24 protein-coding genes and 1 pseudogene are annotated in these 21,303 nt (G+C 59.8%); 17 read left to right on the forward strand and 8 right to left on the reverse strand.

The features are described 5' to 3' along the window. Positions 1 to 65 precede the first annotated feature (65 nt). The 3 genes from ACIQWP_RS10960 (at position 66) to ACIQWP_RS10970 (ending at position 2,526) form a co-directional block, all read left to right on the forward strand. Positions 66 to 479 (forward strand): hypothetical protein, encoded by a 414-nt coding sequence (locus ACIQWP_RS10960; RefSeq protein ID WP_402787553.1) that lies wholly within the window; start codon positions 66 to 68, stop codon positions 477 to 479. 119 nt (positions 480 to 598) lie between these two features. Continuing rightward, positions 599 to 1,900 (forward strand): adenylosuccinate lyase, encoded by a 1,302-nt coding sequence (purB, locus tag ACIQWP_RS10965; protein ID WP_402786302.1) that lies wholly within the window; start codon positions 599 to 601, stop codon positions 1,898 to 1,900. A 215-nt stretch (positions 1,901 to 2,115) separates the two neighbouring features. Further along, complete coding sequence (locus tag ACIQWP_RS10970; protein WP_402786305.1) at positions 2,116 to 2,526, forward strand: hypothetical protein; 411 nt, start codon at positions 2,116 to 2,118, stop codon at positions 2,524 to 2,526. Between the two features lie 88 nt (positions 2,527 to 2,614). Here the strand turns inward: ACIQWP_RS10970 and ACIQWP_RS10975 are convergent. After that, positions 2,615 to 2,989 (reverse strand): annotated as a pseudogene (locus ACIQWP_RS10975) (low affinity iron permease family protein); the annotation flags it as partial. An 85-nt stretch (positions 2,990 to 3,074) separates the two neighbouring features. Then, complete coding sequence (locus tag ACIQWP_RS10980; protein ID WP_402786307.1) at positions 3,075 to 3,875, reverse strand: DUF2189 domain-containing protein; 801 nt, start codon at positions 3,873 to 3,875, stop codon at positions 3,075 to 3,077. A 168-nt stretch (positions 3,876 to 4,043) separates the two neighbouring features. Between ACIQWP_RS10980 and ACIQWP_RS10985 the strand changes: the two genes are divergently transcribed. From ACIQWP_RS10985 to ACIQWP_RS11015, 7 genes are all read left to right on the forward strand, one after another. Next, positions 4,044 to 4,598, forward strand: a complete 555-nt coding sequence (locus ACIQWP_RS10985) for an alpha/beta hydrolase (RefSeq protein WP_113229915.1) — start codon at positions 4,044 to 4,046, stop codon at positions 4,596 to 4,598. Between the two features lie 267 nt (positions 4,599 to 4,865). Then, the gene (gene purC, locus ACIQWP_RS10990; protein ID WP_004108877.1) at positions 4,866 to 5,630 is read left to right on the forward strand and encodes a phosphoribosylaminoimidazolesuccinocarboxamide synthase; all 765 of its coding nucleotides are present in this window, start codon (positions 4,866 to 4,868) and stop codon (positions 5,628 to 5,630) included. Positions 5,631 to 5,647: 17 nt separating this feature from the next. Continuing rightward, positions 5,648 to 5,890 (forward strand): phosphoribosylformylglycinamidine synthase subunit PurS, encoded by a 243-nt coding sequence (gene purS, locus ACIQWP_RS10995; protein WP_069613006.1) that lies wholly within the window; start codon positions 5,648 to 5,650, stop codon positions 5,888 to 5,890. 8 nt (positions 5,891 to 5,898) lie between these two features. Next, a complete protein-coding gene (locus ACIQWP_RS11000; protein WP_402787556.1) occupies positions 5,899 to 6,456 on the forward strand; it encodes an RNA 2'-phosphotransferase in 558 nt (185 codons plus the stop codon). After that, complete coding sequence (purQ, locus tag ACIQWP_RS11005; RefSeq protein WP_402786314.1) at positions 6,453 to 7,124, forward strand: phosphoribosylformylglycinamidine synthase subunit PurQ; 672 nt, start codon at positions 6,453 to 6,455, stop codon at positions 7,122 to 7,124. The genes ACIQWP_RS11000 and purQ overlap by 4 nt, the downstream gene beginning before the upstream one ends. Positions 7,125 to 7,246: 122 nt before the next feature. After that, complete coding sequence (locus ACIQWP_RS11010; protein WP_402786317.1) at positions 7,247 to 7,654, forward strand: hypothetical protein; 408 nt, start codon at positions 7,247 to 7,249, stop codon at positions 7,652 to 7,654. 80 nt (positions 7,655 to 7,734) lie between these two features. Further along, positions 7,735 to 8,268, forward strand: coding sequence for an AAA family ATPase (locus ACIQWP_RS11015; RefSeq protein WP_402786320.1), 534 nt, complete (start codon positions 7,735 to 7,737; stop codon positions 8,266 to 8,268). Between the two features lie 43 nt (positions 8,269 to 8,311). Here the strand turns inward: ACIQWP_RS11015 and ACIQWP_RS11020 are convergent, their stop codons facing one another. Beyond that, complete coding sequence (locus ACIQWP_RS11020; RefSeq protein WP_402786323.1) at positions 8,312 to 8,620, reverse strand: DUF1127 domain-containing protein; 309 nt, start codon at positions 8,618 to 8,620, stop codon at positions 8,312 to 8,314. 42 nt (positions 8,621 to 8,662) lie between these two features. Between ACIQWP_RS11020 and ACIQWP_RS11025 the strand changes: the two genes are divergently transcribed. The 4 genes from ACIQWP_RS11025 (at position 8,663) to ACIQWP_RS11040 (ending at position 13,464) form a co-directional block, all read left to right on the forward strand. Then, positions 8,663 to 10,081, forward strand: a complete 1,419-nt coding sequence (locus ACIQWP_RS11025; protein ID WP_402786326.1) for a PLP-dependent aminotransferase family protein — start codon at positions 8,663 to 8,665, stop codon at positions 10,079 to 10,081. Positions 10,082 to 10,203: 122 nt separating this feature from the next. Next, positions 10,204 to 10,812 (forward strand): acyloxyacyl hydrolase, encoded by a 609-nt coding sequence (locus ACIQWP_RS11030; protein WP_402786329.1) that lies wholly within the window; start codon positions 10,204 to 10,206, stop codon positions 10,810 to 10,812. Between the two features lie 171 nt (positions 10,813 to 10,983). After that, complete coding sequence (gene purL / locus ACIQWP_RS11035; RefSeq protein WP_402786332.1) at positions 10,984 to 13,215, forward strand: phosphoribosylformylglycinamidine synthase subunit PurL; 2,232 nt, start codon at positions 10,984 to 10,986, stop codon at positions 13,213 to 13,215. A 15-nt stretch (positions 13,216 to 13,230) separates the two neighbouring features. After that, positions 13,231 to 13,464 carry a BolA family protein gene (locus ACIQWP_RS11040; protein WP_004108912.1) on the forward strand — a complete coding sequence of 78 codons (234 nt, stop codon included), beginning with the start codon at positions 13,231 to 13,233 and terminating at the stop codon, positions 13,462 to 13,464. Here the strand turns inward: ACIQWP_RS11040 and ACIQWP_RS11045 are convergent. Both ACIQWP_RS11045 and ACIQWP_RS11050 read right to left on the reverse strand, forming a co-directional pair. After that, positions 13,450 to 14,649: a hypothetical protein gene (locus tag ACIQWP_RS11045; protein WP_402786336.1), complete on the reverse strand. Its 1,200-nt coding sequence runs from the start codon at positions 14,647 to 14,649 to the stop codon at positions 13,450 to 13,452. The two genes, ACIQWP_RS11040 and ACIQWP_RS11045, sit on opposite strands and share 15 nt — an antisense overlap. A gap of 223 nt (positions 14,650 to 14,872) precedes the next feature. Then, positions 14,873 to 15,175, reverse strand: a complete 303-nt coding sequence (locus ACIQWP_RS11050; RefSeq protein WP_402786339.1) for a hypothetical protein — start codon at positions 15,173 to 15,175, stop codon at positions 14,873 to 14,875. A 382-nt stretch (positions 15,176 to 15,557) separates the two neighbouring features. Between ACIQWP_RS11050 and grxD the strand changes: the two genes are divergently transcribed. From grxD to ACIQWP_RS11065, 3 genes are all read left to right on the forward strand, one after another. Beyond that, the gene (grxD, locus tag ACIQWP_RS11055) at positions 15,558 to 15,893 is read left to right on the forward strand and encodes a Grx4 family monothiol glutaredoxin (RefSeq protein ID WP_402786342.1); all 336 of its coding nucleotides are present in this window, start codon (positions 15,558 to 15,560) and stop codon (positions 15,891 to 15,893) included. A 140-nt stretch (positions 15,894 to 16,033) separates the two neighbouring features. Further along, positions 16,034 to 17,266, forward strand: coding sequence for a multidrug effflux MFS transporter (locus ACIQWP_RS11060; protein ID WP_402787559.1), 1,233 nt, complete (start codon positions 16,034 to 16,036; stop codon positions 17,264 to 17,266). A gap of 13 nt (positions 17,267 to 17,279) precedes the next feature. Continuing rightward, on the forward strand, positions 17,280 to 18,563 hold the full coding sequence (locus tag ACIQWP_RS11065) for a multidrug effflux MFS transporter (RefSeq protein ID WP_402786345.1): 1,284 nt from the start codon (positions 17,280 to 17,282) through the stop codon (positions 18,561 to 18,563). Positions 18,564 to 18,582: 19 nt separating this feature from the next. Here ACIQWP_RS11065 and ACIQWP_RS11070 read toward each other — a convergent pair whose 3' ends face one another. The 3 genes from ACIQWP_RS11070 to ACIQWP_RS11080 form a co-directional block, all read right to left on the reverse strand. Further along, positions 18,583 to 19,512, reverse strand: coding sequence for an adenylate/guanylate cyclase domain-containing protein (locus tag ACIQWP_RS11070; RefSeq protein ID WP_402786348.1), 930 nt, complete (start codon positions 19,510 to 19,512; stop codon positions 18,583 to 18,585). 115 nt (positions 19,513 to 19,627) lie between these two features. Then, on the reverse strand, positions 19,628 to 20,452 hold the full coding sequence (locus ACIQWP_RS11075) for an inositol monophosphatase family protein (RefSeq protein WP_402786351.1): 825 nt from the start codon (positions 20,450 to 20,452) through the stop codon (positions 19,628 to 19,630). Between the two features lie 16 nt (positions 20,453 to 20,468). Continuing rightward, a complete protein-coding gene (locus ACIQWP_RS11080) occupies positions 20,469 to 21,296 on the reverse strand; it encodes an inositol monophosphatase family protein (protein WP_402786354.1) in 828 nt (275 codons plus the stop codon). Positions 21,297 to 21,303 lie beyond the last annotated feature (7 nt).

Consider the following 21,303-nt stretch of genomic DNA (forward strand, 5'->3'; position numbering starts at 1 on the left):
GGACACGGACCGTCGCATCGCATTGCCTCGAAGCCGTCGGCGCCGCGGTCGGCTGGGGTGTGGCCATGGCCGCGTCCGTACTGGCAGCCCTCTATTTGCGCAACGGCCTTCTGACCAGCCACGTAACAGCCCTCACGCTCGTCTATTTCTTCGGCGCCGCCCTCTCCTGGCCCGTTCTCGTGCCGCTTGCTCGGCGCTTCACCCGCCGGAAGCCGACCAGCGCGCGTTTTGCCGGGTTCTTTCTGGTGCTCTCGATCGGCACCGCGACCATGACCGCATTTCTCTTCGCCATGGACTATCGCTGGTTCTATTCGCGCTGGCACGCGCCATTCGGCTCGCTCATCTGGACGTTCCAGTTTCTCTTTACCGGCGCCAGCGCCGTCTACCAGTTCGCCGTCCTCGGCATCACCCTGTTTCTGCCTTTCGGCCTGCTTTGCCTGATCGTCGTTTCAGCCTATCTTGCGCGGCGGGCGCGTTGAAGCCTCGCGAAAGATTGGTCCGACAAACATTGTGCCCTTGAAACATTGTGATTGCCGCCCGTCTTTGTTATGGGGGCGACGAGTTTTCCCTTTCCGTCAGCCAAGAAAGCTTTGAGCCCATGATCCCGCGCTACTCCCGACCGGAAATGGTCGCCATCTGGTCGCCCGAAACCAAGTTTCGCATCTGGTTCGAGATCGAGGCCCATGCCTGTGACGCGCTGGCAGCTCTCGGCGTCATCCCGAAGTCGGCAGCGGACACCATCTGGGAAAAGGGCGGCAAGGCGACCTTCGATGTCGCCCGCATCGACGAGATCGAGGCCGTTACCAAGCACGACGTCATCGCCTTCCTGACGCATCTGGCCGAAATCGTTGGTCCTGACGCCCGTTTCGTCCACCAGGGCATGACCTCTTCCGACGTGCTCGACACCTGCTTCAACGTCCAGCTCGTCCGCGCCAGCGACCTGCTGCTTGCCGATATCGACAAGCTGCTGGAAGCGCTGAAGCGCCGTGCCTTCGAGCATAAGGACACAATCACCATCGGCCGCTCGCACGGCATTCATGCGGAGCCGATCACCTTCGGCATCAAGCTGGCGCTTGCCTATGCCGAATTCGAGCGCTGCAAACAGCGCCTGATCGCTGCCCGCGAGGAAGTCGCCACCTGCGCGATTTCCGGCGCCGTCGGCACCTTCGCCAATATCGATCCCCGCGTTGAAGAGCATGTCGCCGCTGCCCTCGGTTTGAAGCCGGAGCCGGTCTCGACGCAGGTCATCCCGCGCGACCGCCACGCGATGTTCTTCGCTACCCTCGGCGTCGTTGCCTCCTCGATCGAGCGTCTGGCCACCGAGATCCGTCATCTGCAACGCACGGAAGTTCTGGAAGCGGAAGAATATTTCTCTCCGGGCCAGAAGGGCTCGTCCGCCATGCCGCACAAGCGCAATCCGGTACTGACGGAAAACCTGACCGGCCTTGCTCGCATGGTTCGCTCCTTCGCCATGCCGGCCATGGAGAATGTCGCCCTCTGGCACGAACGCGATATCTCGCACTCGTCCGTCGAACGCATGATCGGCCCGGATGCGACCGTCACACTCGATTTCGCGCTGGCGCGCATGACCAGCGTCATCGACAAGCTTCTCGTCTATCCGGACAATATGATGAAGAATCTGAACAAGTTCCGCGGACTTGTTCATTCGCAGCGCGTGCTTTTGGCACTGACCCAGGCCGGCGTTTCCCGCGAGGATTCCTATCGCCTCGTCCAGCGCAACGCCATGAAGGTCTGGGAAGAAGGCAAGGACTTCCTCGAGGAGCTGCTGGCCGACCAGGAAGTGCGCGCGGCTCTTTCGGAAGCTGATATCCGCGAGAAATTCGATCTCGGCTACCACACCAAGCATGTCGATACGATCTTCAAGCGGGTTTTCGGCTAATCTCCGGCCGATCTAACAGTAGAAATTCAAGGGAGCGGCGCGAACAACGTGTCGCTTCTTCTGTTTTAGGGTAAGGTTGCACCTCCATTCATCCGTGATGAATGGTAACGATTCAGGAGTGACCGCCAGCTTCCGAACGCGCGAGAACCTTCGATGAGCGCAAAATATGAACTCGGGAAAAATGCAGCCGCATCTTCAAACCGGACGCGCAAACGATGATCTGGTTCGACGCAGCCCTGGAATATCCCGCAGACGATGAGCTGTTGGAGCGCTGTGTCGCAGCCGTGCTCAGCGAGGACGTAGAGAGCGTGGATATCGTCCACGGCATCGAGAACATGCAGAATGCACCGATCACTTGCGTCGTCCATGACGGATCGCCGGGCGAATATTCGCAACTCGTGACGATCTATCTATCGGAGGATTTTCGACAGCCGGATATCATCGAGAGCGGCGCACGACTGGCGCAACTACTCGAAAGATCATTGCTTCTCGCGAACGACGCCACGACTGATCCATTTTCGTTCATTTTCGTGTCCAAGACCGGAGCACGCTCCATGGTATCTGTCGACGCCGATGAGCTTGATCGCAACGACCGTTATCGCATTGTGAAGCCCGATGATCTTTGAACCGCGAGAATTTCGAGCCTGGGCCGCACTTTAGGCATGGCTTTCGCTTTGCGGATAGTTTCCTGTAATTTCATTTTCGCGCCGATCCTCTTCGGCCGCTTCGAGGCCGCTTGGCCGCCTTTTCCACCAGCCGGTCCAGATGTTTCAAATCCTCCTCGTCAAGATTTTCGATTCCGACGAAACGGTTCTCGGCCGCACTCGTCACGATCAGCTCGTTGAGCTTGGCCTGAATGGCGCGCGTGTCGCGCGTCTGCGCGTTCTGGAGCAAAAAGACCATCAGGAAGGTGACGATGGTGGTGCTGGTATTGATGACCAGCTGCCATGTGTCTGAATAGTGAAAGATCGGTCCCGTTGCGCCCCAGAGGACGACAGAGAGCAAGGCCAACACAAAAATGGCCGGCTTGCCGGTCCATTCCGAAACCACGACCGCAAAACGGGTGAAAATATGCGTAAGGCGAGCCATGATCCGCACCTCCTGTGATGCGGATCAACGTGAAAACCGCGCTGCGGTTCCAACCATAGCAGCTCGCTGCCCAAAACGACGGCTGCTAGCCTTCCGCCGCAATCAGCTTGCGGTAGAGATGCCAGGACGCATGACCAAGCACCGGCATGACGACCGCCAGCCCGGCAAAGATCGGAATGGTGCCGATAACGAGCAGCGCCGCCACGATTAGGCCCCAGACAGCGATCGGCACCGGATTGGTCAGCGTGGCCCGGATGCTTGCATCGATTGCCGCAACGACACCGATATCACGGTCCAGCAGCAACTGGAACGTAACCACCGTGGTCGCCAGCGCGACGAGCGCAAAGAGAAAGCCGATCAGATCGCCCCAAAGCATCATCGACATGCCTTCGCGCGTCGTCAGCACGCTCGAGACGAAGGATGAAAGCGTAGGCGGCACGCCATCGCCGAAATAGATGAAGTAGATGTTCTGCGCCACGAAGAGCCAGACGATGAACAGGCCGAACAACATGAGGCCGGCGGCGATCATCGACGGCAAGGCCGGCGAGAAGCGCACGTCGAACGCATGGCTCCACGATGTATCCAGCCCCTTTTCCCGCCGCCGGCTGATCTCGTAGAGGCCGATCGCGGCCAAAGGCCCGAGCAGGGCAAAGCCGGACATCAGCGGAAACAGCAATGGCAGCAGATTCTGATCGGTACTCCAGATCGCCAGCGCAATGCCGGCAATCGGATACATTAGGCACAAGAAGACATAATGCGATGGTTTTTCGCTGAAATCGTCCAGCCCCATTTTCAGGGCATCGACGAGATCGGCGATACCGATCTTACGGATGGCGGGACGCGTAAAAGTGTGGTCCGCTCCGGCCATGACGTGAAAGGCCGTCATAATGCTCTCCTCCTCAACCGTGGTGCTCGGCTGGCGGTGCAAGATGGCGGCAAAACGGTTGCCGACATCGTCATTCGCTACCGGCAACGGCGATGCTAGCAAATTTTGCCGCAATTGTCGCCTTTTTCCCTTGACAGTTGGGTTCACCTTTTCCACATCGGCGCGATCATGAAAGCTTCCGACGCAAACATCCTCATCATCCCCGGCTATACGAATTCCGGCCCCGACCACTGGCAGACGCGCTGGGAGCAGAAGCTCTCGACCGCGCGGCGCGTCGAACAGGCGGAATGGTCAAAGCCCGTGCGCGATGATTGGGTGGCCCGCATTGCCGAAGAGGTGAACGCCTCGGACAAGCCGGTGGTGCTGGTCGCGCATTCGCTCGGCGTTCCCTCGGTAATTCACGCGATCCCGCATTTCCGCAACAAGGTCGCGGGCGCCTTCTTCGTGGCGCCGCCCGATGTCGCCAATCCGGATATCCGGCCGAAGCATCTGATGACGTTCGGCCCCTATCCGCGCGATCCGCTGCCGTTTCCGTCGATCACGATTGCCAGCCGCAACGATCCCTTCGGCAGCTACGAGCATGCGGATGACATCGCCAACAGCTGGGGCTCGATGCTGATCGATGCCGGCGAGGCCGGCCACATCAACACCGAATCCGGCCACGGCCCCTGGCCTGAAGGCACGATGGTCTTTGCCAAGTTTCTCAGCCAGCTGAAGCCGTAGTATTATCGATGCCTGACGACGGATAGAGGCGTACCTTGCCTCACTAGCCTGTGAAGTACCGGGCACCTTCATTCCATCGTCAGATAAAAGCCTGTAAAACAGGCGATGAATGGACCCCGATTCCCAGCATTGGCACCCCGCCAGGGCCGGAATTGCGAGGAAGGAGGCGCAGGCGGATTGTGAATTCGCTTCTTATCCGTTATGGGGACGCCCACATACGATCCACTTGCGCTATCCCATGAGCGCCAAAGACAGAGAACAATACCAATGAACCGTCGCCGCCGTATCTACGAGGGCAAGGCCAAGATCCTTTATGAAGGACCCGAGCCGGGCACGCTGATCCAGTTCTTCAAGGACGACGCTACCGCCTTCAACAAGAAGAAACACGAAGTCATCGATGGCAAGGGTGTTCTGAACAATCGCATCTGCGAGTATATCTTCAGCCATCTGAACAAGATCGGCATTCCCACCCACTTCATCCGCCGCCTCAACATGCGCGAGCAGCTGATCAAGGAAGTGGAGATGATTCCGCTCGAGATCGTCGTGCGCAATGTCGCCGCGGGCTCGCTCTCCAAGCGCCTCGGCATCGAGGAAGGCGTGGTGCTGCCGCGCTCGATCATCGAATTCTACTACAAGTCCGATGCGCTCGAAGACCCGATGGTCTCCGAAGAGCACATCACCGCTTTCGGCTGGGCCAATCCCGCCGAGCTCGACGACATCATGGCGCTTGCCATCCGCGTCAACGATTTCATGACCGGCCTTTTCCTCGGCGTCGGCATCCAGCTCGTCGATTTCAAGATCGAATGCGGCCGCCTTTTCGAAGGCGACATGATGCGCATTATCCTCGCCGACGAAATCTCGCCGGACTCTTGCCGTCTCTGGGACATCGAAACCCACGAGAAGATGGACAAGGACCGTTTCCGCCGCGACATGGGCGGCCTGCTCGAAGCCTATTCCGAAGTGGCTCGCCGCCTCGGCATCATCAATGAAAACGAACCCGTGCGCGGCACGGGACCGGTTCTCGTCAAGTAAGTTCAGGAAGGACAATCGTGATCAAGGCTCGTGTAACCGTCACGCTGAAGAACGGCGTTCTCGATCCGCAGGGCAAGGCAATCGAGGGCGCGCTTGGCGCGCTTGGCTTTGACGGCGTCCATCAGGTCCGCCAGGGCAAGGTCTTCGATCTCGAGCTGGAAGGCACCGACAAGAACAAGGCCGAAGCCGATCTGAAGGCCATGTGCGAAAAGCTCCTCGCCAACACGGTGATCGAGAACTTCAGCATTTCGATCGACTGATAGCAGTGATGGCATCCACCAAAGTCCAGACCGACATCTCGAAGTTCATGAGCTACGTGCTGAGGCATGCGCCCGATGAAGCCAGCTTGTCGCTAGATTCGGAAGGGTGGGTGCCTTTCAACGATTTGAAAAAGGCGGTTCTTGACCGCTTCGATGTCACCGAAGCCGATATCCTCGACGTGATCGAGTCCAATTCGAAGAAGCGCTTCACGTTGCTGGACGACCGTATCCGTGCAGCGCAGGGCCACAGCGTGACCGTGGATCTGGCGTTGAATTCAGCGACGCCGCCATCGAAGCTATTCCACGGAACATCGCTTGAAAGTTGGTCGGCAATCCGAAGTTCGGGACTGAAGAAGATGCAGCGCCATCATGTTCATCTGTCGCCGGATATAGAAACAGCCAAAATCGTCGCAACGAGACGGAAGGGTGGCTATGTCATCCTTGAAATCGATGCGGCGCGCATGCACTCGGAAGGTCATTCTTTCTTTGTCAGCGACAATGGAGTATGGCTCACCGATCACGTTCCAAGCCAGTATCTTTCGCCTCTTGCGGGACCAGCATCATGAAATCAGCAGTCGTCCAACTCCCCGGCCTCAACCGTGATCGCGACATGATCGCGGCGCTGACCAAGATTTCCGGTCATGCGCCGGTGACGGTCTGGCAGACCGAGACCGAAATCCCGGATGTCGACCTGATCGTCATTCCCGGCGGTTTCTCCTATGGCGACTATCTGCGCTGCGGCGCGATCGCAGCGCGCATGCCGATCATGCAGGCGATCAAGGATAAGGCCGACAAGGGCGTCAAGGTTCTCGGCGTCTGCAACGGTTTCCAGATCCTGGTGGAAGCCGGCATGCTGCCCGGCGCCCTGATGCGCAACGCCTCGCTGAAGTTCGTCTGCCGTGAAGTGAAGCTCGAAGTCGTCAATTCCGAAACGGATTTCACGGCCGCCTATGCCAAGGGCCAGATCATCCGCAGCCCGGTCGCCCATCATGACGGCAACTATTTCGCCGACGCCGAAACGCTGAAGGCGATTGAGGACAAAGGCCAGGTGGTCTTCCGTTATGCCGAAGGCACCAATCCGAACGGCTCCGTCAACGATATCGCCGGCGTGATGAACGCCAAGGGCAACGTACTCGGCATGATGCCGCATCCGGAAAACCTGATCGAAGCGGCCCATGGCGGCAGCGACGGCCGCGGCCTCTTCGCCTCTGCGCTCGGCGTGATTGCTGCCTGATAGCAGCCGACCCCGCACAGGAACCATAAAATCGGCGTCTTTGCATAAAACAGCAGGGCGCCGGAAAGCGAGCCGGCAAATTTCGGCAGACCAGCCCTAACCGCCTCATTGGAAAGAGATTGATGCGCCCTAGCCTCCCGACAGGATTTTACTCCGCCGCCGCCATTGCGATGCTTGGCCTGCTGGTGACCTCGTGCGGCCCGCGCCCGCCGAGCATCAATGCGACGGATCACAGCGCCCTGTCGACGATGGAACGCGTCATGCTCAATGCCAGCGCCTGCTGGTTCAAGTCGTCCGATCCGGCCTTCACCGGTTACCAGTTGTCTCCGGAGCTCAATTCCTTCACCGGTCGCCCGCGCATCCTCGTGGTCGACAAGAAACATCCGACCGGCCGGCCGTCGCTCGTTGTGCAAGCGGAAGGCAATCCCGCACAGCTGCAGGCCTTCGGTCCGATGATGGGCGGCGCCTCAGGCGGCCGTATCACGGGCGACGTCAATCGCTGGGCTTCGGGTTCGAAGGCCTGCAGCTAGGCCGGTGGCCTGAGGCCTTTCAGCCTTAGCGGCAACCCCGCAGCCGAAGCATGGCGTGCCCCATATCAGGGATCATTGTCATGGACAGATTTGTCATTCTTTCAGGCTGCTCCGGCGGCGGCAAATCCACTTTACTGGAGGCGCTGAAGCGCCGTGGTCACCACGTCGTCGAAGAGCCGGGGCGTCGCATCGTCATCGAGGAACTGGAAGGCGATGGCTCGGCCCTGCCATGGGTGGATGCGCCGGCATTTGCCCGCCGGGCAATCGCCATGTCGCTTGCCGACCGCGAGGAAGCAGCGAAAATACCCGGAACGGTCTTTTTCGACAGAGGTCTGATCGATGCCGCGTCGGCACTCGAGCACCTTACCGGCGAGCCAGCCTTGATCTCACTCGGCCAATTGCATCGCTACAACAGACATGCCTTCCTGACGCCGCCCTGGCCTGAGATCTATGTCGGCGATCGCGAGCGCAGGCATGATCTCTCGGCAGCGGTTGCGGAATATGAACGGCTAAGCGCGGCTTATCCGACGCTCGGCTACGAAGTCCATGTCCTGCCGAAGGTCGGCGTCGAAGAACGCGCTGACTTCGTTCATTCCGTTCTGGGTCTCGAATAGGCGGCAGGCAGGCCTGACATTGGGACAAGCCCGCATCGCCTTCTCAATCCCAAAAGAACGACTTACTAGCCTCGGTGGCCGCCTCGCGACGCGTCAAGCCAATGTCGCGCAACTGCTCATCAGTCAGATCCCTTAGGACCCGACGGCCCTCGCGTTTCTCCAGCCAATGCCTGTAAGACGCCCAGAGCCGACGCATTATGTGCGGCCTTGGCTGTGCCGCTCCGATTCCCATATCCACCGAGCGAGCATCTCCCGCTTCAGTCGAACAGATTGTACCCATTGTACTCATCTTCATTTCCATATCATGGTGACAACTCAGGCGCACCGAGCCAAACGGTACAAATTGACTCATAGTATTGACTCAATGATGGAGACAATCTAAGAAATTGTCATTATGACAAATTGGCTACCTGACATTTCCAGCGGAAGCGGCCCGGTTTACATCCGCGTTGCCGATGCCATCGAAAACGCGATTACCCATGGCGTTCTGCCGCCGGGCACGAAGCTGCCGCCGCAGCGCAATCTTGCCTATGACATCGGCGTGACCATCGGCACGGTGAGCAGGGCGTATGCGCTCGTGCATGAGCGCGGCCTCGTTGCCGGCGAAGTTGGCCGCGGCACCTACGTGCTGGAACGTTCGAACGGCAAGCAGATCGAACTCGTCGATCCGATTACCCAGGCGCTTGCCGGCACGCGCGGCCTGAATACGCCTGATGCCAAGATCCGCTTCGACACGACCGCCGCCCCCGATATCGGCCAAGGCGTGATCATCGGCAGGCTGTTTGCCGACATCAGCAACGAGCACCAGACGGAAATCTCCTCCTATTCGCGGAACTTCCCGGCGAGCTGGTTCGAGGCGGGACAGATCTGGCTCGCGCGCAACAGCTGGAAACCGGCGATCGATACGATCGTGCCGACGCTCGGCGCGCATGCCGCCGCCATTGCCGTCATTTCAGCCGTCACCTCGCCGGGCGACAAGATCGTCTTCGAAAACCTCACCTATACGCAGATCAGCCGTGCAGCGCGCCTGCTCGGGCGTCGCACGATCCTGGTGGATTCGGACGAGCATGGCATGATCCCCGAAGATTTCGAGCGCCTGTGTCAGCAGCAGCATCCGCGCCTCGCTTTCCTGATGCCGACGGCTCACAATCCCACGCTGGTGACAATGCCCGAGGCGAGACGCCGGGCGATCGCCGCCATCGCGCGCCGGCATAGCGTCTGGCTGATCGAGGACGATCTCTATGGCGGCATGACCGGCGACCAGAACCCGCTCATGGCCGCCATCGCGCCGGAGCGGACTTTCGTCGTCAGCAGCCTGTCGAAATCGGTGACGGCGGGTGTGCGCGGCGGCTGGGTCGCCTGCCCGCCGCATTTCGCCCAGCGCATCAAGGTCACCCACAAGATGACGACGGGCGGCCTGCCCTTCATCTTGGCAGAAACCTGTGCCCGGCTCGTGCTTGGTGGCCATGCGTTGGAATTGCGCCGCAAGGCGGTCGAAGAAATCAAGGCGCGCGAGCAGCTGGCGCGTGAAGCATTGGCCGGGTTCGAGTTCAATTCGCATCCGCACCTGCCATTCCTGTGGCTGAAGCTGCCCGAGCCGTGGCTCTCCGGCACATTCAAGAACGCCGCCCTCACCGAAGGGGTGCTGATCGACGATGAAGACGAGTTCAAGGCCGCTCGAATCGAGCGGGTTTTCCACAGGGTCCGCGTCGCCTTTTCGTCGCCGCCACAGCGAGAAGATGTCGCCATGGGCTTCATGACATTACGCAGGTTGTTGGAAAACGGCTCGTCGGGTTACGATAGTCACATTTAAGCAAGCCTTACTAATTTATCGACAGACATCTTGCGCAAATGCAATTTCACCATCTCGACACTTAGCACACTAACATTCTATCAATGAAAGTGAGGATTCGCCCGCCACACTAGGGGGAGTGCATGGCTATTGTAGGCTTTGTGAGCAAGCGTTTAGTTACGAGTTTTCTGGCAGTCAGTTCGGTATTCGTTGCAGGTGAGTCCGTCGCAAGCGCTGCGGACACAGTAGCGGCTACCCCTGCCCCTCAAGTCAAGATCTTCGACGAACTCCGTTTCGGCGCAAGCGGCTCTATCCAAAACGGTAATGAGCACGAGAACGGTGTGTTTCCGGATGTCCAGGTACTCTTCAATCCGTTCGGCTATAACCCGACCGCCGACTGGAAGGATCAGCTTACCCATCCGCGTATTCACCTCGGCACATCGATCGGCACAGCGGGCTCTGCGACGCAGGTCTATGGTGGCCTTTCCTGGACGCTGACCCATAGCAACGGCATCTTCACGGAAGTCGGGTTCGGTGGAACGTGGCATAACGGCAATATCGATAACTGGAGAGAACACGGCCCGATGCTTGGCTGTCGCTTTCTTTTCCGCGAATATGCCGGGCTCGGATACAATTTCGACAGCCATTGGAACATGATGGCGCAGATTGCGCATTCCTCGAATGCCAATCTTTGCGACGGCCACAACGGCGGCATGACCCGTGTCGGCCTCATGGTCGGCTACAAATTCTGATGATCGGAGACGGCCGTCAAAGGTCGCACCTACATTCAGGCATCAATAAGTGCCGGCGTGTTGTGAACGCCGGCGATTTTCCTGTCGCACGACAGGTTGACTTGCGCTAAAGAGACCTCGATCCCCTGACCGGCCTTCAAACCCTTTCCAGGCAAGGACCCTCGAGCGCCCATGACCATTTCCAATTCGATCCAGATCACCCCCGAACTGATTGCCGCCCACGGCCTGAAGCCGGATGAATATCAGCGCATTCTGGATCTGATCGGCCGCGAGCCTTCCTTTACCGAGCTTGGCATCTTTTCGGCCATGTGGAACGAGCACTGCTCGTACAAGTCTTCCAAGAAGTGGCTTCGCACGTTGCCGACCAAGGGACCGCGCGTCATCCAGGGTCCCGGCGAGAACGCCGGCGTCGTCGATATCGATGATGGCGACTGCGTCGTCTTCAAGATGGAGAGCCACAACCACCCCTCCTATATCGAGCCCTACCAGGGTGCCGCGACCGGCGTCGGCGGCATCCTGCGCGATGTCTTCACCATGGGTGCGCGCCCGGTCGCTGCCATGAACGCATTGCGTTTCGGTGAGCCGGACCATCCGAAGACCCGCCATCTCGTCTCTGGCGTCGTTGCTGGCGTCGGCGGTTATGGCAACTCTTTCGGCGTTCCGACTGTCGGCGGCGAAGTCGAATTCGATGCACGCTACAACGGCAATATTCTGGTCAACGCCTTTGCGGCCGGCCTTGCCAAGTCCAACGCGATCTTCCTCTCGGAAGCCAAGGGCGTTGGCCTGCCGGTCGTCTATCTCGGTGCCAAGACGGGCCGTGACGGCGTCGGCGGCGCAACGATGGCCTCCGCCGAATTCGACGAATCGATCGAGGAAAAGCGCCCGACCGTTCAGGTTGGCGACCCCTTCACCGAAAAGTGCCTGCTGGAAGCCTGCCTGGAACTGATGCAGACCGGCGCTGTCATCGCCATCCAGGACATGGGTGCGGCCGGCCTCACCTGCTCCGCCGTCGAAATGGGCGCCAAGGGCGACCTCGGCATCGAGCTCGAGCTCGACAAGGTGCCGGTGCGCGAAGAGCACATGACAGCCTATGAAATGATGCTGTCGGAAAGCCAGGAGCGGATGCTCATGGTGCTGCAGCCGGAAAAGGAAGCCGTCGCCAAGGCGATCTTCGTCAAGTGGGGCCTGGATTTCGCCATCGTCGGCAAGACGACCGACGATCTGCGCTTCCGCGTCATCCATCAAGGCGAGGAAGTCGCCAACCTGCCGATCAAGGATCTCGGCGATCAGGCTCCGGAATACGACCGCCCGTGGCGGGAAGCCGACAAGCGCGCCGCCCTGCCCGCCGATCTCGTGGCCGCTCCGGAAGATTACGGCCAGACGCTGCTGACGCTGGTCGGCTCTGCCAACCAGTCCAGCCGGCGCTGGGTCTACGAGCAGTACGACACGCTGATCCAGGGCAATTCGCTACAGCTTCCCGGCGGCGACGCCGGTGTCGTGCGCGTCGAGGGTCATCCGACCAAGGCTCTCGCCTTCTCGTCCGACGTCACGCCGCGTTATGTCGAAGCCGATCCGTTCGAAGGCGGCAAACAGGCCGTGGCCGAATGCTGGCGCAACATCACGGCGACCGGCGCCGAACCACTGGCCGCCACCGACAACCTGAACTTCGGCAATCCGGAAAAGCCCGAAATCATGGGCCAGTTCGTCGGCGCGATTAAAGGCATAGGCGAGGCCTGCCGCGCGCTCGATTTCCCGATCGTCTCGGGCAACGTCTCGCTCTACAACGAGACCAACGGCGTCGCCATCCTGCCCACCCCGACCATTGCCGGTGTCGGTCTGCTGCCGGATTGGAAGACGATGGCCCGCATCGGCTCCGCGTCCGCAGGCGACCACGTCCTGATGATCGGCCTCGACGGCAGCCATCTCGGCTCCTCGATCTACATGCGCGATATTCTCTGCTTAACGGACGGCCCGGCTCCGGAGGTCGATCTCTTCGCCGAACGCCGCAACGGCGATTTCGTCCGCTCCGCCATTCGCAACAGCCAGGTCACGGCCTGCCACGACATCTCGTCCGGCGGTCTGGCGCTGGCGCTTGCCGAAATGGCGATGGCGTCAGGCAAGGGCCTGCGCATCGACCTCGCCGAATGCCGGACCCCGCCTCATGCGGCACTTTTCGGTGAAGATCAGGCCCGCTACGTCATCGCGGTACCAGCCGATGTCGCCGATTTCGTCTGCATCAATGCGGAAAGCGCCGGCGTGCCCTTCCGCCGTCTCGGAACCGTTGGCGGCGATGCGCTTGTCATCGATGGCCTGTTAACGCTTCCGGTTGAACAGTTGCGCGCGGCGCATGAATCGTGGTTTCCTGCCTTCATGGACGGTAGCGCGCTCGCTGCCGCTGAATAAATCGAGGTACCACTCATGCCCATGAACCCCGGCGATATCGAAGACATGATCAAGGCCGGCATTCCCGGCGCCAAGGTGACGATTCGCGACCTGGCCGGGGATGGCGATCACTATGCCGCCGAAGTTGTCGCGGAAGCCTTTCGCGGCAAGAGCCGCGTGCAGCAGCACCAGATGGTCTATGATGCCCTGAAGGGCAATATGGGCGGTGTGCTGCACGCCCTTGCGCTGCAGACTTCAGCGCCCGATTGAGAGCGCCTGCGCTTCCTCGCCGGAGTTGAACGTCAGCTCCGGCATCTTCTTCACTGAAAACTCAGCGAAATCCGAGGCCGGCAGCGGCCCGGCGGTCATTAGCGTGAAATCGAAGAAGGCTTTTACGTCCGGACCGAGTACATATTGCCGATGGACCCGCAGAAAATCGCGCTTGATCTTGGCATAATGCTTTGCCGACAGCATCTGCTTGAAGCGGATGAGCAGGATCGTCGCTTGCTCGGCATCCGGATGCCCGCAAATGGCCGCAACCTTCGCCTTATAGAAATGGATCGCGTCGGTCAGACAGTGAACGTCGAGCCAGAAGATTTCCTTGCAGCGTGCGATCAACCCAACGCGTGAGCACAGCACCGATGCTGGCCGCATGAGGGCACATTGCAGAATGGCGCTGCCAAGCGTCGTAAACACTACGCGCTTGCCTTGGAGCAGGTCCGGCTCGCGCTCGAGCAGCAGGCCGACCACGTGTGCCGCGACGGACGAACCCATGCTATGCGAGGAGATGACGAATTCGTCGACGTCGGGTTCATCCAGAGCCTGACGCACGCTGATGGCGCTCGCCTCCAGCCATTGTTCGGCACCGATCCCGTTCAGCCCCGCCATCGCGACAGCCATCTCCCAGTCGGAGAAGAGATGCAGAGTATGCAGCTTTTCGGCCTGCGGCAGGAAGACATAGACGAAGAAGGCGACGGCGAGAGCGATGCTGCCGATATGGCTCCAGGCCGGCAGCCCGAACAGGAATGGCGTAAACGCGATCGAAAGGCTGAGAAGCAGCCCTAAAAGCATCAGCAGAAACGGAAAGATGAAGAACAGGCCGAAGCGCCACGCATGGCGGAAATAACCGACCATGCCGCCTGAAACCGCAACTTTCGCGGCAGCAAGATAACCCTGCATCAGCCGCGTGAAGAACGGTCGGCCGTTCAGGGCGGCAACCAGCTCGTTATGATCGACGATATGAATGCGGCTTTGCGTCTCCCAGTCGGCAGCCATCGCGATCACGTCGAAATACGGCGCCCGCCCGAAATTTTTCAACTCCCCCACGGAAGTGGAGAAACCCCAGACGGCGGCGCTCTGCCGGGCCGAACGCTCGTAGCGAGCGCGATGCGCGGCAGCGTCCAACGGCTCAAAGCCGGGGAAGTGGAGAACCACCCTCTTCTTGATAGGATTCATATTTTAGTCTGTCCCCAGGGCACCAGCAGCATTCGTAAGAATTGGCAATCGCCATGAACACGCCCTGCCGGCTTTTTCATGGCAACCCGCGACAAATCATCCGAAAACAAAAACATAGCACAATCGCCTGCGACCGCGTCAGCCCACAGGGAGCAAACGCAGCGTCACCCTCAACCGGCTTTGCCGCCCGGCCGAGGGATGAAAAGATCAAGGCTGTGATGCATCAGCATTCCCGGCCCGGATATGGAGAGTTTTCCGCACAGGGGTCTACCGGCGGCGCCGTCATGATTTTCTCGACGATCGGCGGCATGGTCGGTTGCGGCGTCGGTGCGGTCGAAGCACGGTAGCCGAAGGCGATGCTGAGAACGAGCACGATGGCGCTCACGGTTACCGTACTGTTCAGGATAGACGCTCTCGGCGTGCGCACATGCTCATAATATTCCCGTTCACCTTCGCTCGTATCCTCAGAGCTGTAAAATTCCCGCTCTTCGCCAACCTGCCCGTCGGAATAGTGATGGTGGCTCATGGTGGCCGCTCCCTCAAAAATGCGATTGCAATGCTCACAAGGGACCGATACGCGCCAAATCGCATCAATCGACGAACTCTAACAAACATACCGACCGCTTGTAAATTAGATAGCAGCCTAATATTAATCATCCCTTGCTTAATATTTAAGTGTGTTGTTCACGCTCGGAGTTGAAGAGGCGTTTTCAAAACGCACTGTTCAGAAAAATTGGCCAATCGACCAATTCGGTCATCTTGCCCAAGCGCTAATACCGAAAACCCATTCATGCGATGAAAAAGACGGCGCGTATGTTTTGCGGCTGGAAATCTTGCCGGCCGCTTGCTATTTAAGGGACAGATGTAACGCTGCGGACCTTGACCCCGCATGTGAAAGGAACTGGACAATGAGCGGCATTCAGGAATTCATCGCCAATGAAGTGAAGAACAACGACGTCGTTCTCTTCATGAAAGGCACGCCTCAGTTCCCGCAGTGTGGTTTCTCCGGCCAGGTGGTCCAGATTCTCGACTATATCGGTGTCGACTATAAGGGCATCAATGTCCTTGCCGACGCCGAGATCCGTCAGGGCATCAAGGACTACTCCAGCTGGCCGACCATTCCGCAGCTTTACGTGAAGGGCGAGTTCATCGGCGGCTGTGATATCGTCCGCGAAATGTTCCAGGCCGGCGAGCTGCAGCAGCACTTCCAGGAAAACGGCATCAGCGTTCGCGGCGCCGCCTGACCGGGCACCGGGCTACACGTCCGGTTTCCATAGTTCAATTTGATCGATAAGGCGCTGCCGGCGGGCGGCGCCCTTGACATGTTTATGGGAATAAAACCGTGACGACTTCATCCCAGGCCATGTCCCATGGGCAGCTGCCCATGGGCAAACGCGAGTTCATCGCACTCGCAGCCTTCCTGATGGCCATCAATTCGCTCGCAATCGACATCATGCTCCCCGCGCTGCAGCAGATCGGCTCCAGCCTCGGCGTCATGAACGAAAATCATCGGCAATATGTCGTAACCGCCTATTTGATCGGCTTTGGTTCGGCGCAGCTCATCTATGGTCCTCTGTCGGATCGCTTCGGCCGCCGCGTGCCGCTGTTGATCGGCATCATCATCTACGTCATTTCGGCATTCGGTATCGCCCTCATTCCGTCCTTTGCCGGTCTGCTGGCGCTCCGCTTCATTCAGGGCCTCGGCTCGGCGGCAACCCGCGTCATCACTGTCTCCATCGTCCGCGACGTCTTCGGCGGCCGCCTGATGGCCGAAGTGATGTCGCTCATCATGATGGTCTTCATGATCGTTCCGGTCATCGCGCCGGGAAGCGGCCAAGTCATCATGCTGGTCAGCACTTGGCACATGATCTTCGTTTTTATCGGCACCATGGCAACGCTCGTCGGTGTCTGGATGTACTTCCGGCTTCCGGAGACGCTCAAGCCTGAAAATATCCGTCCGCTGACCGTGAAATCTGTCGCTTCTGGCTTCAAGATCGTTCTGACGGACCGGGTAGCGCTCTGTTACACCCTTGCCAGCACGTTCCTCTTCGGCGCGTTGTTCGGCTTCATCAATTCCGCCCAGCAGATCTACAACAATATCTACGGCCTTGGCGTCTATACGCCACTGGCGTTTGGCGGCGTTGCGGCTTTCATGGCCCTGTCGTCCTTCGTCAACTCTCAGTTCGTCGGCCGGTTCGGCATGCGCCGGCTGTCGCACACGGCCCTGCTCGGCTTTGTCGCGATCACCTTCTGTTGGCTGCTGGTGCAGCTCTACGGGCCTGCACCGATGCCGTTCCCGCTGTTCATGGTCTTTTTCGCGCTGGCCATGTTCCAGTTCGGCTGGATCGGTTCCAATTTCAACTCTCTCGCGATGGAGCCGCTCGGCCATGTCGCCGGCACGGCCTCCTCCGTACTCGGCTTCATGAGCACGGTCGGCGGAGCATCGATCGGCGCCTGCATCGGACAGTTCTACAACGGCACGGCGACGCCGATGGTTATCGGCTACTTCACCGTGTCCCTCATTGGCGTTGTCTTTGTGCTGATCGCTGAAAAGGGAAAGCTGTTCCGCCCGCACAACGCGCCGCCGCCGGCCGATCAGTCCCTCGCTTTACATTGACAGGCATATTCGCATGACAACCCCGCCCCAATCACAACAGCCGGCGCAGTCCGGCTCCAGCCGCATCGGCCTCGGCATCGTGGAATTCATCCTCACGATCGCCCTGATGACGGCCAGCATCTCCATGGGCATCGACAGCATGCTGCCGGCGCTGCCGAATATCGGCCAGTCGCTTCATGTCGCCAACCCGAATGACACGCAGCTGGTCATCGGCGTCTATTTCCTCGGCTTCGGCATCTGCCAGCTGTTCTTCGGCAGCCTGTCGGACACTTATGGCCGGCGATACATACTGCTCGGCGGCCTGGCTTTTTATACGGTGACACTGTTTGCGGCGGCCTGGAGCGGCAGCCTGTTTGCCTTGCTCGCCATGCGCTTTGCGCAGGGCGTCGGCGCCGCAGCCGTGCGTATCACCACGCTTGCCATCGTGCGCGATTGCTTCGGCGGCCGCGAAATGGCGCGCGTCATGTCCTACGTCATGATCGTCTTCATGATCATGCCGATGGTCGCGCCCTTCGTCGGCCAGATGATCGTCGCCTATTCGAACTGGCAGTGGATCTTCATCCTGCTCGGCATCGCCAGCGCCGGGCTCTTTCTCATCGCCTTCTTCCGCATGAAGGAGACGCTGCCCGTCGAAGAGCGCCTGCCGCTGTCGGTCGCCTCCGTGCTGTCCGGCTTCAAGACCGTGCTGACCAATCGCATCACCTGCGGCTACATGATCGGCTTGACGCTCTATACCGGCGTCATCTGCGCCTACATCGTTTCGGTGCAGCAGGTCTTCGGCGAAGTCTATGGCCTGGGGGACACGTTCCCGATCGCCTTTGCGGCTACGGCGGCCGGCACCGCCGTCGCGCAGTTCGCCAACGGCTATTTCGTCCGCAGCTTCGGCATGCGACGAATCTCCCACGCAGCCATGATCGTTTTCACCGTTCTGGGCGCTGTGGGTTACGTGGTCGGCATGTTCGGCCAACCGAGCTTCACCTTCATCTACGTACTGATCTCGATCATGCTGATGATGTTTGCCGTCATCACCACCAACTGCATGGCGATCAGCCTGGAGCCGATGGGCCACCTGGCCGGGACAGCCGCCGCCATCACCAGCTCTGTGTCCACCACGGTCGGCGTTCTCATCGGTGGTGTGGTCGGTCAGATGTTCGATGGCACTGCGCAGCCGTTGATGGCTGGCTTCACCATATTCGGTGTGCTGTCGATCCTGGCGACGCTGTGGGCGGAGCGCGGCAAGCTTTTCACCCATCCCGGCGATACGCCGGCGCTGGAGCCCGGCATGGGTCACGTCTGAGCGACGTGACCTTCTTTTGTTAAACGCCGCTGCGCGGACGTCTGACCCAGCGCAGCGCGGCGGCGATCGCGAGCCCGAAGAGCGGCCATATCGCCCAGGGCGTCCCGTGCCAGGTGAAAAGATTGATCGCGACGATGCCGATGCCGGTGATGACAAGGCTGGCAATCGCCATATCGACCGGCCTGTTGCTGCGAGCATAGCGATACGCCGTAACCCACAAAATGATCAGTATGGGCCATTTCGCCCAGAACTCGCCATCCCAGGTGAGCAGATTGAGTACGGCAAGACCGGCGCAGACGACAAGCGACGCGCCATAACTGCGCCGCCAGTCTCGCAACGCGGGCTCCTGCGCCACAGCCTCGGGCGCCCGCACAGGAGCCGGTTCCGGCGCCGAACGATAGTCGGACGAGGTATCGACAACCTGCACGCCGCCGATCCGCACCGCGTAGCTCGGCACGCCGCCCTCGATATTCTTGACGTCGAGCTGACCGAGAAAGTCGAAGCCGACCGCCACTTTGTTGCGGACCTGGTCATAGACCGTGTTGGAAATGACGATGCCGCCGGGCACGGCGCGCGATTGCAGCCGAGCAGCGATATTGACGCCATCGCCATAGAGGTCATCACCATCCGCGATCACGTCGCCGAGATTGAGGCCGATGCGGAACAGCATCTTCTTGTCGGGATCGCTTACCGCATTGTAGCCGGCAAGCTCGTTTTGCGTATCGATCGCCGCGCGCACGGCTTCGACGACGCTTGGAAACTCGGCAAAGACACCATCGCCCCAGGTGTTGATGACCCGGCCGCCATGCGCCTCAATCAGCCGTTTCATCGCATCGCGGTAACGGCGAAGGGTCGATAGCGTCCCTTCCTCGTCCTTCCCCATGAGGCGCGTGTAATCCTGCACGTCGGCGCAGAAGATGGTGGTCAGCTTACGGCTTGTTTCGGACATCGACCTCATCCCGACGGCAGGCACCCACCAAGGCTCCTGCCTTTTGTCAAGAAGATAGCCTTCCCCATGCCACTTTCCAAGTGGCCGCTTCGCTTATCGGATCGCGCGGCTCACCTTAAATGGTGAAGACTTCACGCCGCAGCAGTTCCCAGGTATCCTTGTCGACAGCTATCAGCAGCCCGCCATCGAGATGATGCGGCAGGTAGGGCGAACCGTCGAAACGGCGAACATAGGCGCCGGCTTCGGCTGATATCAGCGATCCCGCCAGATGATCCCAGGGCATCAGCTTGTTGTACATCAGATAGTGCACATAGCCGCCCGCGAGTGTGCGGTATTCATGGGCCGCGCATCGATAGCAGGTCGTGTAGCGCACCTTTGCAAGATTGCCCATGATTTCGGCGCGCTTTTCCTTGGGTAGAAAGCCGGTGGCCGCCATGCCGACCAGCTCTTCCAGCGGAACCGGCTGCGTCACCTTCAATCGCAATGTCTCGCCATCCGGCCGCCGCAGCCATGCGCCGCTGCCGCGTTCCGCCAGCACCCAGTCATCACCCATCGGATCGAAAATGATGCCGGCGACGGTCTCTCCCTTCGACACGACCGAAGCCATGACACCGAAGGCGGGAATACCGGCAGCGAAATTGAATGTCCCGTCGACGGGATCGACGATGATGGCGAGATCGGCATCCGCAAGTTTCTTCAATAGCGACGGATCGGCAGCAACCGATTCCTCACCGATGAACAAAGCTTCGGGCCAGAGCCGCGCGACCTCGGCCTTTATCATATGCTCGGCACGCTCGTCGGCTTCCGTCACCAGATCCGTCGCCTCGCTCTTGGCGCGGACATCGTCGCTGCCGAGCCTGCGAAAACGCGGGAGGATCTCCGTCTGTGCCGCGCGGCGCAGCACATGAGCAAGCGTGGTAACGTCAACGAGCGATGTCATGCTTTTTCCTTTCGCGTCAGGCGCCAATGATCTCGCGGCGGATCACCCGCCAGCTTTCCTCATCCGGCGCAGAAATAATGCCGCCCGTCGTCTCGCCAGGTCTGTAGGGCGTACCATCGAATTTGGCGGTATAGCCGCCCGCTTCCTGGTGCGCCAGCACTCCAGCGAGGTGATCCCAGGGCATCAACTTGGAATGGCCAATGAAATGCCACTTGCCTGACGCCACCATCCAATATTCGTAAGCCGAGCAATTGAGCGAGAAAACCATGCGGGTCTTCGACAGATTGCTGCAGATGCGCGACCGGTCCGGCTCATCCATGTGTCCCCAGGATATAGCCCCGGTCATCGCGTCCAAGGACGAGGGAGCAGCCACCGAAAGCCGCCTCGCCTGCCCGGTTTGCCGGCGCATAAAAGTGCCGCCACCCTTCATGGCAGTCACGGTGTCGCCGAGCACGGGATCATGGATGATGCTGGCGATCGTCTCGCCATTGGCGATAACGGCCACAATCGTCCCGAATACGGGCAGTCCGGCAGCGAAATTGAACGTGCCGTCCACGGGGTCGATGGTGAAAGCCAACTCCGCATGCGCCAGCGCCGGCACGACGGACTTGTCAGCCTCATAGGCTTCCTCGCCCACGATGACAGCCTTCGAAAAACGGGTCTTCAGCGCCGCGGTGATGTGCCGCTCGGCCGAAAGATCGGCCTCGGTCACCAGATCGATAGCCGAGGTCTTCTCCGATATGTCGCCATCATCCAAATTGCGGAAGCGCAGCAGGATTTCCTTTGCCGCCGCTTCGGCAACGATCGTCATCACATAGTCGAAATCCGTATCGGAGAAGGTCATCGGAAGC

It is taken from the genome of Rhizobium sp. NPDC090279 (assembly GCF_044769665.1).
Lineage (GTDB): Bacteria > Pseudomonadota > Alphaproteobacteria > Rhizobiales > Rhizobiaceae > Rhizobium.